The organism is Tenacibaculum sp. TC6 (genome assembly GCF_050606265.1).
GTDB lineage: Bacteria > Bacteroidota > Bacteroidia > Flavobacteriales > Flavobacteriaceae > Polaribacter.
This window is the reverse complement of sequence record NZ_JBOCUK010000006.1, coordinates 119,036-134,069: the sequence shown is the minus strand read 5'-3', so window position 1 is coordinate 134,069 and position 15,034 is coordinate 119,036. Positions and strand designations below refer to the sequence as shown.

Annotated in this window: 18 protein-coding genes; 12 read left to right on the top strand and 6 right to left on the bottom strand. The window is 31.4% G+C overall.

The window, feature by feature from the left end; genetic code table 11:
• Positions 1 to 128: 128 nt before the first annotated feature.
• The 6 genes from ACQY1Q_RS05390 to ACQY1Q_RS05365 all read left to right on the top strand — a co-directional run bounded on the left by ACQY1Q_RS05390 (position 129) and on the right by ACQY1Q_RS05365 (position 3,266).
• The gene (locus tag ACQY1Q_RS05390; protein WP_431004262.1) at positions 129 to 479 is read left to right on the top strand and encodes a tRNA-binding protein; all 351 of its coding nucleotides are present in this window, start codon (positions 129 to 131) and stop codon (positions 477 to 479) included.
• Positions 480 to 489: 10 nt separating this feature from the next.
• The gene (locus ACQY1Q_RS05385; protein ID WP_431004261.1) at positions 490 to 870 is read left to right on the top strand and encodes a hypothetical protein; all 381 of its coding nucleotides are present in this window, start codon (positions 490 to 492) and stop codon (positions 868 to 870) included.
• A gap of 58 nt (positions 871 to 928) precedes the next feature.
• Positions 929 to 1,663: a helix-turn-helix domain-containing protein gene (locus ACQY1Q_RS05380; RefSeq protein ID WP_431004260.1), complete on the top strand. Its 735-nt coding sequence runs from the start codon at positions 929 to 931 to the stop codon at positions 1,661 to 1,663.
• Between the two features lie 89 nt (positions 1,664 to 1,752).
• Positions 1,753 to 2,391, top strand: coding sequence for a peroxiredoxin-like family protein (locus ACQY1Q_RS05375; RefSeq protein ID WP_431004259.1), 639 nt, complete (start codon positions 1,753 to 1,755; stop codon positions 2,389 to 2,391).
• A 232-nt stretch (positions 2,392 to 2,623) separates the two neighbouring features.
• On the top strand, positions 2,624 to 2,863 hold the full coding sequence (locus tag ACQY1Q_RS05370) for a CBU_0592 family membrane protein (RefSeq protein WP_431004258.1): 240 nt from the start codon (positions 2,624 to 2,626) through the stop codon (positions 2,861 to 2,863).
• Positions 2,856 to 3,266: an ACT domain-containing protein gene (locus tag ACQY1Q_RS05365; protein ID WP_431004257.1), complete on the top strand. Its 411-nt coding sequence runs from the start codon at positions 2,856 to 2,858 to the stop codon at positions 3,264 to 3,266. The genes ACQY1Q_RS05370 and ACQY1Q_RS05365 overlap by 8 nt, the downstream gene beginning before the upstream one ends.
• Here the strand turns inward: ACQY1Q_RS05365 and ACQY1Q_RS05360 are convergent.
• Positions 3,263 to 3,607 (bottom strand): winged helix-turn-helix transcriptional regulator, encoded by a 345-nt coding sequence (locus ACQY1Q_RS05360; RefSeq protein WP_431004256.1) that lies wholly within the window; start codon positions 3,605 to 3,607, stop codon positions 3,263 to 3,265. The genes ACQY1Q_RS05365 and ACQY1Q_RS05360 overlap by 4 nt on opposite strands.
• Positions 3,608 to 3,718: 111 nt before the next feature.
• Here ACQY1Q_RS05360 and ACQY1Q_RS05355 point away from each other — a divergent pair, with 111 nt between their 5' ends.
• From ACQY1Q_RS05355 to ACQY1Q_RS05340, 4 genes are all read left to right on the top strand, one after another.
• Positions 3,719 to 4,318 carry a nitroreductase family protein gene (locus ACQY1Q_RS05355; protein ID WP_431004255.1) on the top strand — a complete coding sequence of 200 codons (600 nt, stop codon included), beginning with the start codon at positions 3,719 to 3,721 and terminating at the stop codon, positions 4,316 to 4,318.
• Positions 4,319 to 4,467: 149 nt separating this feature from the next.
• The gene (locus ACQY1Q_RS05350) at positions 4,468 to 5,778 is read left to right on the top strand and encodes a serine hydrolase (RefSeq protein ID WP_431004254.1); all 1,311 of its coding nucleotides are present in this window, start codon (positions 4,468 to 4,470) and stop codon (positions 5,776 to 5,778) included.
• Positions 5,779 to 5,790: 12 nt separating this feature from the next.
• Positions 5,791 to 6,348, top strand: coding sequence for a nucleotidyltransferase family protein (locus ACQY1Q_RS05345; RefSeq protein WP_431004253.1), 558 nt, complete (start codon positions 5,791 to 5,793; stop codon positions 6,346 to 6,348).
• Positions 6,349 to 6,643: 295 nt separating this feature from the next.
• Complete coding sequence (locus ACQY1Q_RS05340) at positions 6,644 to 7,183, top strand: hypothetical protein (RefSeq protein ID WP_431004252.1); 540 nt, start codon at positions 6,644 to 6,646, stop codon at positions 7,181 to 7,183.
• A gap of 8 nt (positions 7,184 to 7,191) precedes the next feature.
• Here the strand turns inward: ACQY1Q_RS05340 and rlmF are convergent, their stop codons facing one another.
• The 5 genes from rlmF to ACQY1Q_RS05315 form a co-directional block, all read right to left on the bottom strand.
• Positions 7,192 to 8,037, bottom strand: coding sequence for a 23S rRNA (adenine(1618)-N(6))-methyltransferase RlmF (gene rlmF / locus ACQY1Q_RS05335; protein ID WP_431004251.1), 846 nt, complete (start codon positions 8,035 to 8,037; stop codon positions 7,192 to 7,194).
• Positions 8,038 to 8,080: 43 nt separating this feature from the next.
• Positions 8,081 to 8,707, bottom strand: coding sequence for a carbonic anhydrase (locus tag ACQY1Q_RS05330; protein WP_431004250.1), 627 nt, complete (start codon positions 8,705 to 8,707; stop codon positions 8,081 to 8,083).
• 80 nt (positions 8,708 to 8,787) lie between these two features.
• On the bottom strand, positions 8,788 to 9,330 hold the full coding sequence (locus ACQY1Q_RS05325) for an isochorismatase family protein (protein ID WP_431004249.1): 543 nt from the start codon (positions 9,328 to 9,330) through the stop codon (positions 8,788 to 8,790).
• A 33-nt stretch (positions 9,331 to 9,363) separates the two neighbouring features.
• Positions 9,364 to 10,956, bottom strand: coding sequence for a bacillithiol biosynthesis cysteine-adding enzyme BshC (bshC, locus tag ACQY1Q_RS05320; RefSeq protein WP_431004248.1), 1,593 nt, complete (start codon positions 10,954 to 10,956; stop codon positions 9,364 to 9,366).
• Positions 10,957 to 10,959: 3 nt separating this feature from the next.
• Positions 10,960 to 11,622, bottom strand: coding sequence for a class I SAM-dependent methyltransferase (locus ACQY1Q_RS05315; RefSeq protein WP_431004247.1), 663 nt, complete (start codon positions 11,620 to 11,622; stop codon positions 10,960 to 10,962).
• A gap of 210 nt (positions 11,623 to 11,832) precedes the next feature.
• Between ACQY1Q_RS05315 and ACQY1Q_RS05310 the strand changes: the two genes are divergently transcribed.
• Positions 11,833 to 13,779 carry a BatA domain-containing protein gene (locus ACQY1Q_RS05310; RefSeq protein WP_431004246.1) on the top strand — a complete coding sequence of 649 codons (1,947 nt, stop codon included), beginning with the start codon at positions 11,833 to 11,835 and terminating at the stop codon, positions 13,777 to 13,779.
• Positions 13,776 to 15,032, top strand: a complete 1,257-nt coding sequence (locus tag ACQY1Q_RS05305) for a dihydroorotase (protein ID WP_431004245.1) — start codon at positions 13,776 to 13,778, stop codon at positions 15,030 to 15,032. The genes ACQY1Q_RS05310 and ACQY1Q_RS05305 overlap by 4 nt, the downstream gene beginning before the upstream one ends.
• The last annotated feature ends 2 nt before the right edge of the window (positions 15,033 to 15,034 follow it).

Genomic DNA, 15,034 nt, shown 5'->3' with positions numbered 1-15,034 from the left:
CTTTTGCTTAACATTTTCTAACATCCATAAGTGATATAAATAAAGTTATAAGTGTTCGTACACAAGTATAAAAGCGTTGTTTTATATGTTATAAAATAAAAGTATTTTTAGTCAAAATTTTTATTGTAATGACTGAAACTGACAACAACCTGATTTCTTGGAATGATTTTGCCAAAGTAGAAATGCGTATTGGTACCATTATAACTGCTGAAATTTTTGAAGAAGTAAGAAATCCTGCCTACAAAATGCAAATAGATTTTGGAGAGTTAGGTATTAAAAAAACCTCAGCTCAAATAACTAAACTATATTCTCCGGAAGAATTAATAGGTAAACAAGTAGTTGCTGTGGTTAATTTTCCTAAAAAACAAATTGCCAATATTATGAGTGAATGTTTAGTTTTAGGAGGTTTAGGAGATGATAAAGAAGTTACTTTATTAACGCCTGAGCGCTCTATAAAAAACGGAACAAAAATAGCGTAACCTTATTCTAATGAAAATAAACCCTAAAACTTTATTTATTATTGACGGTACAGGAGCTTTATGTTCTGTCTTTTTTTTAGGGTTTGTTCTGGTTAAGTTCAATACACTAGTAGGCATTTCTGTTTCTTCTTTATATGTTCTTGCGGGAATACCTTGCTTTTATGCTGTATTAGATTTTTATTTTTACGTTAATAAAAATAATCTTACCGGATTTTTTTTAAAGCTCATTGGTAATCTGAATATTACCTACTGTATTTTCTCTTTATCAATAGCTTTTATGCATATAAAAACGCTGACAATGTTAGGCTGGATGTATATTCTTATAGAAATATGTATTATTTCTGTATTAGTTTATTTTGAATTAAAAACGTCAAGCCAATTACACACTTAGTAAGGTTAAATTCTAATTACGACTTTACAACTACTACACAATTAAAATATAAAAAACTATGTGGTTTGTTAAAAAACTAAAAAACAATACATCGGTTTCTGCCGGGTATTTAAATATTGTTTATGTACTAGCCGGTGATATTTCTATACACATTAAAAATAAGGACCATCAAATACCTAAAAAAAGTTTCTTTTATTACGATACCGATTTTAAAGTTACCAGTACATCTCCTTATTATGACGGATTTATTATATCTCTAGATCAAAGTACTGTAGAAGTTTTACCTAATAAAAATGAATTACTGCCTGATCAAAGCCATTATTTTAAAGCCTTTAAATTACACGAAGCTGATTTTATAAAATCACTCCTTTCTTCATTAGTTAAAGAAAACAAAAATCAATCCGACCTTATTAATAGTTACCTTACAATTTTATTGCTAAAAACGCATCAACAACAAAAAAGTACTTCTTCTACGCATTCTACAATCTATTCACAATTTATAGATTTAATTCAGGAAAACATTGAAAAGAATTATTGTGCCGGCACCTATGCCAATATGCTTAATATTCCTTTAAAAGAGCTTATTGAAGAAGTCAAACTACATACCCACCAAACTCCTTGCAACGTAATTACCCATCAAGTAATTGAAAAAGCTAAAAAACTTTTAACCACTACTAAAGATTCCAGTAAAATGATTGCTTATCAATTAGGGTTTCAAGAACCTTATTATTTTATAAAATACTTTAAGAAAAAAGTTGGAGTAACCCCTACTCAATTTAGAAAAGAACACTAAAGAATTTAGTACATCTTTTTGTTTTTTATTCCATTTTCTACTCTTTGACAGTTATTGATATTTGTACCCTACAAATAATACAATATATAATGAATTTAGTTGAAGAATTAAAAAATAAAAAAGAAGCTGCTTCTAAAAACATTCCTAAAGATATATGGGATGTTATGGTACGAAGTACTCAAGATTTAATTGCTAAAAACCTTTCTGACAATGCGTTAAAAGTTGGCGATACCATGTTAGATTTTGAACTGCCCAACGCTGTAGGAAATACTATATCATTATCAGATAAATTAGCAAAAGGTAAAGTGATTATTTCTTTTTACCGAGGTGGTTGGTGTCCTTACTGTAATTTAGAATTAAGAGCACTTCAAAGTTTATTACCTGAATTTGAAAAAGCCGGAGCATCATTACTAGCTATTTCACCGGAAACACCTGACAACTCCTTAAACACTTCAGAAAAAAATCAATTAACTTTTGAAGTTTTAAGTGATGTAGGAAATGTTATAGCTAAAAAACTAGGATTGGTATTTCAATTACCGGAAGATTTAAGAGCTATTTATCACTCTTTTAACTTAGATGTTCCTAAGCATAACGGAGATACTCATTATCAATTACCTATGCCTGCTACTTACGTTGTTGAGCAAAACGGAAAAATTACCTATGCTTTTGTTCCTGAAGATTATACTGAAAGAGCTAATCCGCAAGAAATAATAAAAGCTATTCAATAACTCTTTTTTCCCCCTAAGTTTTGAAAAAGTAATGATATTATTGTCATTGCTTTTTCTTTTTTAAAACTACTTTCACACACAATGGCTATCATTTTTTAGTACTTTTACTCACTAAGTGAGATTAAAAAGCTCCGACACTTGTGTCGAAACTTTTAAATAATTTCCTTTGAATGCCTCGTAGGCTTACCTAAGGCAGTTAATTTTGTTCAATTTTAAAACCAGATTATTCCTCATGACACATACAGATATCATAGGGTTTATAGGAGTATTTCTAATATTAATAGCCTATTTTCTTAACCTGAATAACAAACTTACCACTAAGAGTATTAGCTACATTCTTTTAAATTTAATAGGTGCCGCTTTAGCTTGCTTGGCGTCTGTATTAATGAAATATCTTCCTTTTATTTTGCTTGAAGGAACTTGGACATTTGTTTCACTTATTGCTTTAATAAAACATATAAAAAATGGCTAACAATATTGGAATTACAAATCTGCAAGAACTTATTGCTAATATGGAACCGGTACTTAATGAAGGTGTTTATGTATTTTGTACGGTAACTGATATTGCTTCGATTCCCAGAGAAGTTACTATTGGAGAGTTTAAGGAAAAAGAAGGTACTACCTTAATCATGTCAAAAGAACATGCTGAAGAATTTGGTTTATCTTATGAATATACAGCTGCATGGATTACGTTAAACATACATTCGTCATTAGAAGCTGTTGGGCTTACGGCTGCTTTTTCTTCAGAATTAGGAAAAAATAACATCAGTTGTAACGTAATTGCAGGATATTATCACGACCATATTTTTGTAGACCAAAAAGATAAAAGTAAAGCTTTGCAGGTATTACAAGCTATGAGTAAAAATAATTCCTAATTATTTTTTGCTACATAGTTTTCTACAGCTTGCTCTCCCCACTCTGCGATTTCTTTTAACAACGGAATAAGTGTTTTTCCAAACTCCGTAAGAGAATATTCAACTTTTAACGGTGGTTTACCTGTATACACTCTTCTGGAGATTATGCCATCTTCTTGTAACTGCGACAACTGTAAACTTAAAGTTCGTTCCGTAACATCTTTCATCTTTTTACGCAGTTCATTATATCGTAAACTTCCGTCCATTAAATGATATAAGATAACCGTTTTCCACTTTCCCCCTATAATTCCCATAGTTACACTTGTACAACAAGGGTATTTTTTTCCGTTAATGATATACATATTCTTAATAACTTCCTAAAAATTAAACTATCCTTTTTGACCGTTATTGCAAAGTTACAAAACTATATTTACTTTTGTAACTATAGTTTTTATAGTATAAAATAATTTATAATGAGTTTTATAGAATCAATGCAAAAAAGATATACCACTAAGGTATATAACAATTCAAAAAAAATAGATCCGAAACAAATAGAAGAGTTAAAAGAAATTTTACGATTAAGCCCTTCTTCTATTAACAGTCAGCCATGGAAATTTACCTTTGTTTCTGATCCTGAAATTAAAACTAAATTAGGTGCTGCTTCTTTTTTTAATAACGATCGTATTGTAAACTGTGATACTTTAGTTGTTTTTAGTAGTATTAATAATCTTAATTTGTTCGAAGAGCAAATCAACAAAGAGCTTCCCGAAGGTTCTGTAGGGTACTACAATCAATTTATAAAACCACTTCCGGAAGCTACCGTAAAAGGATGGTTTGACAGACAAACGTATTTAGCCTTAGGCGTATTTTTAAGTGCTTGTGCAGAAATGGGAATAGATGCTACGCCAATGGAAGGTATTGAGCCTGAAAAATACGACGCTATTTTAACACAAACTGATTATACTACGTTAGTTGCTGTAGCTATTGGTTATAGAGATGAAGACGACTTTAACCAACCTAGTAAAAAACCAAAATCAAGAAGATTATTAAAAGAAGTTATTACATCTGTATAACGATTTTTCTTTCAATTTATATTGAATGAGTTTAGGGGATAATTGCAAAATGGTTTGAATGTACAATTCAGATCATTTTGTTTTTAATAGTATATTGCATTAAACTTTGTTTCAAGAAAAAAGTCTAATACAAAAGTAACCCCAAACATATGATAAAGCAGACTTTCTTCCTTTTATTGATGCTTCTTTGCTCACTCACAATAAAAGCACAACTATACTTTCCTCCTAACAATGCTACTACTTGGGAGAGCATTCCAATAACTGATCTTAATTGGTGTCAGGATAAAATTGATGACCTGTATAACTTCCTAGAAACCAACAACACCAAAGCATTTATTGTATTAAAAGATGGTAAACTTGTATTGGAACATTACTTTAATGATCATACGGCTACTTCTAATTGGTATTGGGCTTCTGCCGGTAAAACATTAACAGCTTTTATGGTTGGTATAGCTCAACAAGAAAATTATTTGGATATTTCAGAGGTAACAGCTAACTATTTAGGAAATGGTTGGACAAGTTGTACTTCTGCACAAGAAAATGCTATTACGATTCAACATCAACTTACAATGACTTCCGGATTAAATGATGAGGTTACTGATCCGTACTGTACGACTGCGGATTGTTTACATTACTTAGCTGATGCCGGAACACGTTGGGCATATCATAATGCTCCTTACACTCTTTTAGATCAAGTACTGGAAAATGCCACCGGACAATCATTAAATAATTACACAACTCAAAAGTTAAAAAATATAACCGGTATGGATGGAGCCTACTTTCAACAAGGATATAATACTGTTTTTTTCAGTACCGCCAGAAGTATGGCTCGATTTGGTTTGCTTATTTTAAATAAAGGAAACTGGAACGGAACACCAATTTTAACCGATACTAATTATTATAATGAAATGGTTAGTACGTCACAAAACTTAAATGAATCTTATGGTTATTTATGGTGGCTTAACGGTAAAAACAGCTACATGATTCCTCAAAGTCAAATGATTTTTTCTGGTAGTATGACTCCGGATGCTCCGAATGATATGATAGCAGCTTTAGGAAAAAACGGGCAATTTATTAATGTAATACCCTCTCAACAATTAGTTTGGATTCGAATGGGAGAAGCTCCTGACAATTCATTGGTTTCTTTTACTTTAAATAATGAAATATGGAAATATATTAATCAACTTGATTGTGGTTCATTAAGTACTGAAAATTTTCAAGCAAATACTCTTAACTATACCATATCACCTAATCCATCAACAGATACAATGTTGGTTTCTTCAAATAAAAGTACCAATACAGTTTATACAATAACAAATCTGTTAGGTCAAACAATTCAAGAAGGTACATTCTCCGGTAAAACTCATCTTATCAATATTGAGCAGTTTCCTCAAGGAATTTATTATGTAACGCTTCAAAATGAAGGGTATAAACAGTCATTAAAAATTATAAAGGAATAACCTTTTTATGCTATGAAAGGAAAATCTGAAACCAGACTTATTAATTATATTCAGAATGATAGTTGGATGCTGGAAATATTAGCAATCGTTAAAAATTTACAGCTAAATGATTGCTGGATTGGTACCGGTTTCGTACGAAATAAAGTTTGGGATGTTTTACATACTATAGAAAGAACAAAACTGAATGATATTGATGTTATTTATTTTAATGCTGATACTACAGAAAAAGAAAAAGATTTACACATTGAACACTTTTTAAAAATGATGTATCCGGACTTAAATTGGTCTGTTAAAAATCAAGCCAGAATGCATCTTCGAAATAATCATCAACCCTACCTTAATAGCCATCATGCCATTTCTTTTTGGCCTGAAACGGCAACTGCTGTGGCCGTACGATTAAATAATGAAAACTACATAGAATACCTTGCTCCTTATGGTTTGGATGATTTATTTAACCTTATTGTCACTCCAACTCCACAATTTGATATAACAGTGTATAACCAACGTGTTCAGGCAAAAGCGTGGGCAAAAAAATGGAACTTACTCACCTTTAAAAAATTAACTTCTTAATACTTGCTGTTTTTTTCTAAAAAAACATAATACTACGGATATCCGTAATTTTTTTTCAAAAAAAGTTGCTAATTTTGCTACGTAAAGTAGTGAAGTAAAGCTACATAACAAAACCTTTATGTAGTCCCCCGGAAGCAAGTAAATCACCTTTTAACTAAGTATTTACTTGCTTTTTACGTTTCCAATCCTTTATTACTAATCGTTTATGATTATTTATTCCACAACCTGACAACTTATTAGTAAACAGGTTATTTATTTTTTTATCTTTAAATACTTTCAATAAAGTTTTTAGAAAATGAAAGAAAATGAAACTAAATCAGCTTGGTCTTCTAAAGATCAAAAATCTCTTACCGAAGATTATATTAATCATGTTTATCACAAATATTATTTAAGCTATAGAAAAGAATCGGAATACTACGAGAAAATTAACAATCACTTATTTATCACGATTACCATCATTGGTTTTGTTGTTACTATTATTCTTGGTTTAAAGGGCTTTATTCCTGAAGATTATTCAACGTTAAATTTGGCCATTTCAATCACCGCTTTTATTCTTCCTTCTGTTTCTTCGGTACTTATTTTATATATCAATCAAAAAGGATTTAAGCAAAAAGAGGAGCTAAGAGAAATGGCAAGAATTGAATGTAAACACTTAGTTAATAAAGCAAAAATTATCTTCTCAAGAGTTAAAGATAATCCGGATGAACTGGAAAAATTATATTTATGGCTAAGTGAACAGGTAAAGCAATTACAGATGAGTCAAGCCAGAGGTTATTTTTCTGTTCATAATATAACAGACCAAACAACTGAAATAAAATATCCTACAGAAGTTTAAATACCCTATTACCACGCCCAACAAACAATACGAGTAACCTTATTACCCTGATGCATTGGAATAATTTTAAACTTTTTAACACCCAATTTTTTAGCTGAGGCTTCTAAGCTTTTACAATTTTCTTTTTTAGATACCAAACTAGTAAACCAAGTACTTGCTTTTGGAGTTAGCGAACTTTCATACAAGTACGTATGTAAAAATGCTTTTTCTCCTCCCTTATACCATAATTCATTAGCATTCCCGGCAAAATTTCTAACAGCTGTATTTCCTAAATTCCTTGATTTTCTATTATTTGCTCCCTTAGCTTCTTCCTCTGAAGCATAAAACGGAGGATTACACATGGTTACGGTAAAAGCATCTTCTTTTTTCAATATACCTTGTAGTATATGCTCTTTATTGGTTTGTTTTCTAAAGTGTATTTGCTTTTCTAATGAATTTTCATTTACAATTTTCTGAGCCGAAGCAATCGACTTTGAGTCGATATCAGTTCCAACAAACGTCCAGTTATAAACCGCATTTCCTAATATAGGATAAACACATGTAGCTCCTGTACCAATATCTAATACATGTGCCTGAACTGTATTACCAATAAGATCTGCTATATGATGAATATAATCTACCCTTCCCGGTATTGGCGGACATAAATTTGTACCCGGAAACTCCCAATAATGAATTCCGTAATATGCCGTCAATAACGATTTGTTCAGAGTTTTTACTGCTTCCGGATTCGAAAAATCAATTGTTTTTTTACCATAACTCTCTAAAATATATTTCTGTAAATCAGGACATTTTTGCTGAAGTAATTCAAAATCATATTCATGATTATGGATGTTTCTGGGATGCAGTGATTTCATTTACTTTTATCAGTTATAGTTATCAGTTAAAATAATTACTCTACTAATCAAGGTGATATATTTCCATAATATTTACTAATATTTTTGAAAAATCTATATTAAGATCTATAAGTTTTCCTGAGTGAATATCAAAAACCCATCCGTGAACTGACAAGCCTCTTTCTCTATATGCTCTTTGAACTTCTGCTGTTTTAATCACATTGATACATTGCTCTTGTACATTCAATTCTACCAGTCTTTTATATCGTAAATCTTCATCTTCAATAGCATTAAGCTCATCTTTATGCATTCTATACACATCTCTGATATTTCGCAACCAAGGATTTAATATTCCCAAGTCTTGTGATTGCATAGCCGCCTTAACACCTCCACAGTAATAATGTCCGCAAACTACAATATGGTTAACTTTTAAATGTGCAACGGCATAATCAATTACAGACATGGCACTTAAATCGGTATTCGGAATCATATTAGCAATATTTCTATGTACAAATACTTCACCCGGTGACACCCCCATTAGTTCTTCTGCGGTTACTCTACTATCTGAACAACCTATATATAAAATATCAGGATTTTGACCTTCAGACAAATTATTAAAATAGTTAGCATCAATACTTAATCGCTCCTCTACCCATTTTTGATTGTTCTTAAATATTTTTTCTATGTTCATTACTTCCTGTTTTTTTATATGATAAAATTAGTTTTTTCTAACTGAAACATTATACATTTTTAAAGAAGTTGTTTATCTTTTTACTTCTTATTAATAAAGCTTTCAAAAGAAACAACTTCTAAACTACCTTGGGTAGGAATCATGTTTTGCCAAATCCAATTATAATGTTCAATTATTTTTTCTGCTGATAAGTGAGGGCGATTTCCTGTGGTATGTCCATCAGAAATAACGGTAATATCTAAATCTTTCACTAAAGCAGACTGAATTGTAGAAGCAACACAAAAATCTGTTGCACATCCGGTAATTACTATGTTAGATATTTCTAAATCTGTTAGCTTTTTTAGTAAATCAGAATTATAAAATGCGTCATTGGCTCGTTTATCAATTATAGAATCAGACGTATCAACTTTTAAAGTATCTAACAATTCCCATTCTTCTGTATTCTTTTCAAACTCTCCGGTTCCGTCATGTTGTATAAAAATTACCGGAAAGTTCAATGCTCTGAAATATGACGATAGTGTATTGATACGCTTTATTACTCCGTCTGCATCATGCCTTGGCGTTTGTTCTGTAAACAACCCTTTTTGCATATCGATTACTAAAAGTGCCTTTTTGTTTTTCATATAGCAACATTATTTTGTTTTATTGATTCTTAACTACATTACCAATACTGTAAATGTTAGTTCTAACGGATGTAAACTCTCTTTTAATGCTTTTATAAAATCGACTCCGTACTCTAAATAATACTCAGAAAAATTACGTTGGCGCTCTTCTAGAGCCTGATTAGGTAAAATTTCATTTTGTAACATAGTAATTCGATTTACCAAATCATGCTGTTTGCGTTTTTCTGCTCGTAACAACCTTTTTTCTAAGGTATCTAACCCTTTTAACTGTTTTTTTTCTTGCGCAATTACGGCTCCTATAAACGATACATCTGTATAAGCTGCTATCTCTCTAAGTTTATTAAACTGCTTTTGTAAAAATTGTTTTTGCTGAGAAAAATCTACCGTTACTTCAGAGTTTTCAGTTACTTTTAGTGCCAACAAATCGTTTTGCTTTTTAAACAACTCTTCTAAACTTATATGCAGTTTTTCTAATTTTTTATATTGTTTTTCTGAAAGTACTTGCACTGAGTTTCGTAATAAAAGAATAGGAAAAGGTACTGAAACGGCTTCAAAATAATTCTTAAGCTGCATCCAATAAGCTAGCTCTCCTCCTCCACCTATATAGCATAAATTAGGCAATAGTACCTCTTGATATAACGGTCGCATAATTACATTTGGTGAAAAACATTCCGGATGCGCTTGCATATGCTGCTCCAACTCATTCCACGTCCAAGAAATAGTCGTATTATTTACTTTATACACGCCGTTTTCAAACAAAATTCTTTCACGAATTTCATTAGTTAGGTAAAATAAATTAATTTCTCTAGGGTTAACCTGAATTTTGTAATGCTTACCTAATTGTTCTGTGGTTTGCATTACTTGTTTATACGATAGTTGCTCTGTAAAGTCGCTTGTTACATACGGTAGTAATTGACGCTTTAAATCAGCATCATCACCATCAATAATTACCAATCCGTAGGTTCCAAACAACTCATTAGCAATATAACGCGTTGCAGCTGCTAAATTCGTATGTTCTACATACGCTTTTTTAAATAAGGCTTTAAGATACTCCGCATTTTTAGATGTTCCTAAATGTTCTGAAAACACGGCTAAAACCTCCTCTAAGCCTTCTGTTGAAAAACGTCCAACAGCTCCGGTTTGCGACGTATTCCATTGTACTTTTTTTCCTTTAAAATTAAAATAATTTATTTCTTCAAAGTCATGATCTTCTGTAGCCATCCAATACACGGGTACAAATTGCTCTTCCGGAAAAGTAGCCGCCAACTCTTCACATAAATTAATAGCTGATACTATTTTATACAAAAAATATAACGGTCCTGTAAATAAATTTAACTGATGCCCTGTAGTGATGGTAAATGTATTGTTATTGGCTAAAGCATTTATATTGTGTAGTGTTGCTTCTGATGTTATTACATTTTCATATTGCTTTTGTAATACAGCAACTAGTGTTTTTCTTGTTTCTTGGCTTACTGCTTTCTTTTTTTCTTCCAGTTGTTTTTTAAAGCCTTCTATATCTGAAAAATTATGATAAAATGGTTGTATTTGAGGTTGTTGCTCTAAATAATCGAGCATGGTTTTTGAGAAAAAACCAGTACTTTTAAAAGGAATTTGTATTGCGCTCATGTATTAGTTTTTTCTTTGAAACAAGGTGTATATGTATGGTCTTTCTCCTCCGTACGGATTGGTAAATGTATGTTTAAAACTGTCTTTTAGTATAAACTCATCTCCTAATCTTTCTTGTAACATAGCTACATTGTATCGTTGTAAAGGCAATCCACAACATTTCTCAGCTCCGTCTAAAGCAAAAACGGCAATAATCACAAATCCGTTAGTAGCCACCACTTGCTTTAGCAAATTGAAATAAGTATCCTGCTCTTGTTTTGTTAAAAAGAAATGTAACACAGCTCTATCATTCCAAACTGCTACTTTTGGTAACGTAGTTAATACAGTTGGGTGCGTTAAATCATCTAAAACAAACTGAACTTTTGAAGCATTATTGCCTAAACGCTGTTGAAGATCGTGTAATGCTTTTTCAGAAAAATCATTTGCGATTAAATTTGTATACCCTTCTTCTAACAGTTCATCAATTATTACAGAAGAGCCCACTCCTACGTTTAAAATAGAAGCATTTTTAGCTACACCTGATTTTTTGAGTAAGTCAATACTTTCTTTAGCGCTGGTTTCATACCAGCCTAACTGCTCAGTTTCATTTTTTGTATAAGCAGCATTCCAGTGATTTTTAAGGTTTAATTCTTCCGGAATTTTACAGTCACTTTCTTTTGTAGTCATACTTCAAAAATAGTAAATTTTAATCGTTGGTCGAAAATCAGTCTTTGTTCTAACATATTTTTAACTTGTTTGTTTTTTAACAATGATTTTGACTATTTTTACTCGCTAAGTAAGTCTTAAGAGAACTCCTACTGGTATAGGAATACAAGAAATTTTATCTAAAATTGTCAATTGGTTTTCTTTAAGATTGTTTGCTTTAGTTATAAAAATATGCAGTTTAAATATCCTGAAATTCTATACTTTCTAGCGCTATTGGTTATTCCTATTTTAGTGCATTTATTTCAATTACAGCGTTTTGTAAAAGTACCTTTTACGAATGTAGCTTTTTTACAAAAACTAGCTTTACAAACACGTAAGAGTTCACGCATAAAAAAATGGTTGATTTTAGCCACACGTTTACTTTTACTTACTTTTTTAATTTTGGCTTTTGCCCAACCGTATTTTAGTACGCATAAAGCTGATGAACAACAACATTATTTTATTTATTTAGACAATTCATTAAGTACTAAAACGCAAGGTAATAAAGGTGATTTACTACAAGTTGCAGCTCAGGAACTTGCAGAGAATTTATCTGACAAAGCTTCTTATTCTTTACAAACAAATACAAATTTTTATCGCAATAAAACGGCCTCAGAATTAAAAGAAGTCCTGCTTCAAATAGAAAACACTGCAGAACAAAAAAGTTTAAAAGATATTATACTGAAAGCCGCAGCAGAAAATACCGGAGAAGCTTCTATTGAAAAAAATATTATTATTTCTGATTTCCAAAATGTTTCTGCCAAAGATATAGAAGGTTTTAGTAAAGAAACTTCCTTTGTGCAATTAACGCCTCAAGTGAAAGAAAATATGTCTATTGACAGTGTTTCTGTAAATGATAAAGGTTCCGGTAACTTAGAAATTCATATTCAGGTAAAAAACCAAGGAACAGCAAAAACTAATGTACCTATTGCTATTTATAACGATCAAAAGTTAATTAACAAACAAACGTTTGATATTGCAGAAAACAGTACTCAAGAAGTTGTTTTTTCGGTTCAGCGTGTTCCTGTATTTTTAGGCAGATTAGTTCTTACGGTTAATGATGCTTTTTCTTTTGACAATTCATTTTTCTTTACAGTAACCACCAATGAAAAAATAAATATCCTCGCTATTGGTAAACCGGCTCCGTTTTTGACAAAAATTTATACTAATGATGAATTTTCTTTGTCACAATCTAGTGCACAAAACATAAACTATAACAGTATTCCTAAACAACAATTAATCATATTAAACGAGTTAGAAACACTACCCCAAACGTTAATTACCGCTCTAACCGATTTTACGGCCAAAGGAGGTAATATTTTGATTATTCCTGCTGTGAATAGTACTGTTACTTCTTATAACTTGTTGTTTAAAAATTTAAACACGGGACCCCTTTCTTCGCAAAAAACAGACAGTTTAAAAGTAACCGGTATTAATTTTAAACATCCCATTTTTGAACAGGTTTTTGAGAAAAATGTAAGTAATTTTCAATATCCAAGTGTTGCTTCTTCCTATACTTCAGCATTTAAAAATGCCAGTACCATACTTAGTTTTGAAAACAAAAAAGATTTTATTTCTGAAATTCAACTCCCAAATGCTAAAGTGTTTTGGGTAGCGGGTGCTTTAAATAAACAAAACAGTAATTTTACCAATTCACCTTTAATTGTTCCTGTTTTTTACAATATCGGAAAGCAAAGTTTACAGCTTCCTCAACTATATTATACGGTTAACAACACCAATACTATTGATATTCATAAAGAGCTAGGTAAAGAAGCTGTACTTACTATTAGTAATGCTTTTACTTCTTTTATTCCTTTACAACAGGTATATCAAAATAAAGTTAGAATTACAACTACTCAGCAACCCGAAAAGGCCGGTTTTAATTATATTTTACAACAAAAAGACACCCTTAAACAAGTTGCTTTTAACTACCACAAAAGCGAAAGCATGTTGCAATATCTTTCATGGCAAGAAACTGTAAACCAGCAAGAAAAAGGCACTATTTCAACATCAGTAAAAGCTACTTTAGAAGGCATTCGTAAAAAAAATGAAGTTCAATGGCTTTGGAAATGGTTTTTAGCACTTTCCATTGTATCTTTGCTTCTTGAAATTTTGATACTAAAATTCTTCAAACCATGACAACGCTGCTAAAATCGGCTACAATTATTGACACTTCAAGTCCGTTTCACAATCAAGTTAAAGATATTTTAATTACTGACGGAATTATTACTAAAATTGATACAAATATTCCTAATAAAGAGGAATATCAAATTGTTGAGTTAGACAATTTACATGTGTCTACCGGTTGGTTTGACACCAGTGTTTCACTAGGGGAACCGGGATATGAAGAAAGAGAAACCATTAAGCATGGTTTACAAGTTGCTGCTAAAAGCGGATTTACAGCGGTTGCTATCAATCCTAACACACAGCCTATAGCTGAAAATAAAGCTGCTATTGAGTTTTTAATTAATAAAGCTAATGGTTTTGCTACCAATGTGTATCCAATAGGAGCTTTAACTCAAGAAAGTAAGGGTATTGAAATGGCTGAGTTGTATGACATGCAACAATCAGGCGCTGTTGCTTTTGGTGATTATACTAAACCGGTAACCAATGATAACTTGTTAAAAATAGCCTTATTATATGCTCAAAATTTTAATGGTTTAGTTTTAAGTTTCCCTAAAAATAAGTCAATTGCCGGAGACGGAGTGGCTCATGAGGGAGTTAACAGCACCTTATTAGGTTTAAAAGGTATTCCTGCATTAGCGGAAGAAATTCAAATTGCCCGAGATATTTTCTTACTGGAATACGCCGGTGGTAAATTACACATTCCAACTATTTCTACTGAAAAATCAGTACGTTTGGTTAAAGAAGCTAAGAAAAAAGGGTTAGATATTACTTGTAGTGTATCTGTACATCACTTATTTTTAACAGATGATGAGTTACATGGCTTTGACGGAAATAAAAAAGTAACGCCACCATTACGAACAAAAAAAGATACAAAAGCTTTATTAAAAGGAATTACTGAGGGAGTCATAGATATGATTACGACCGATCATAATCCTATTGATATTGAACATAAAAAAGTGGAGTTTTCTACAGCTAAAGATGGCACCATTGGTTTTGAAAGTGCTTTTGGAGCTTTGAATACGTTGCTAGACGCTGACACTATTAGTCGTTGCTTATCAGTTAATCCAAGAAATCGTTTTGGAATAGCATTGAACAGTATCAACGAAAACGAGAAGGCTGATTTATCATTATTTACTCCTGAAGGGGACTATACTTTTACAGAAAAAGACATTATGTCCACCTCAAAAAACAGTGCTTTTTTAGATAAAAAATTACAGGGTAAAGCCTATGGTATTTTTAATAATAACCAATTAATTCTTAAGTAATC

Coding starts and splice junctions, on each gene's coding strand:
- ACQY1Q_RS05390 (WP_431004262.1), top strand. CDS start 129: ATGACTGAAACTGACAACAACCTGATTTCTTGGAATGATTTTGCCAAA.
- ACQY1Q_RS05385 (WP_431004261.1), top strand. CDS start 490: ATGAAAATAAACCCTAAAACTTTATTTATTATTGACGGTACAGGAGCT.
- ACQY1Q_RS05380 (WP_431004260.1), top strand. CDS start 929: ATGTGGTTTGTTAAAAAACTAAAAAACAATACATCGGTTTCTGCCGGG.
- ACQY1Q_RS05375 (WP_431004259.1), top strand. CDS start 1,753: ATGAATTTAGTTGAAGAATTAAAAAATAAAAAAGAAGCTGCTTCTAAA.
- ACQY1Q_RS05370 (WP_431004258.1), top strand. CDS start 2,624: ATGACACATACAGATATCATAGGGTTTATAGGAGTATTTCTAATATTA.
- ACQY1Q_RS05365 (WP_431004257.1), top strand. CDS start 2,856: ATGGCTAACAATATTGGAATTACAAATCTGCAAGAACTTATTGCTAAT.
- ACQY1Q_RS05360 (WP_431004256.1), bottom strand. CDS start 3,607: ATGTATATCATTAACGGAAAAAAATACCCTTGTTGTACAAGTGTAACT.
- ACQY1Q_RS05355 (WP_431004255.1), top strand. CDS start 3,719: ATGAGTTTTATAGAATCAATGCAAAAAAGATATACCACTAAGGTATAT.
- ACQY1Q_RS05350 (WP_431004254.1), top strand. CDS start 4,468: ATGATAAAGCAGACTTTCTTCCTTTTATTGATGCTTCTTTGCTCACTC.
- ACQY1Q_RS05345 (WP_431004253.1), top strand. CDS start 5,791: ATGAAAGGAAAATCTGAAACCAGACTTATTAATTATATTCAGAATGAT.
- ACQY1Q_RS05340 (WP_431004252.1), top strand. CDS start 6,644: ATGAAAGAAAATGAAACTAAATCAGCTTGGTCTTCTAAAGATCAAAAA.
- rlmF (WP_431004251.1), bottom strand. CDS start 8,037: ATGAAATCACTGCATCCCAGAAACATCCATAATCATGAATATGATTTT.
- ACQY1Q_RS05330 (WP_431004250.1), bottom strand. CDS start 8,707: ATGAACATAGAAAAAATATTTAAGAACAATCAAAAATGGGTAGAGGAG.
- ACQY1Q_RS05325 (WP_431004249.1), bottom strand. CDS start 9,330: ATGAAAAACAAAAAGGCACTTTTAGTAATCGATATGCAAAAAGGGTTG.
- bshC (WP_431004248.1), bottom strand. CDS start 10,956: ATGAGCGCAATACAAATTCCTTTTAAAAGTACTGGTTTTTTCTCAAAA.
- ACQY1Q_RS05315 (WP_431004247.1), bottom strand. CDS start 11,622: ATGACTACAAAAGAAAGTGACTGTAAAATTCCGGAAGAATTAAACCTT.
- ACQY1Q_RS05310 (WP_431004246.1), top strand. CDS start 11,833: ATGCAGTTTAAATATCCTGAAATTCTATACTTTCTAGCGCTATTGGTT.
- ACQY1Q_RS05305 (WP_431004245.1), top strand. CDS start 13,776: ATGACAACGCTGCTAAAATCGGCTACAATTATTGACACTTCAAGTCCG.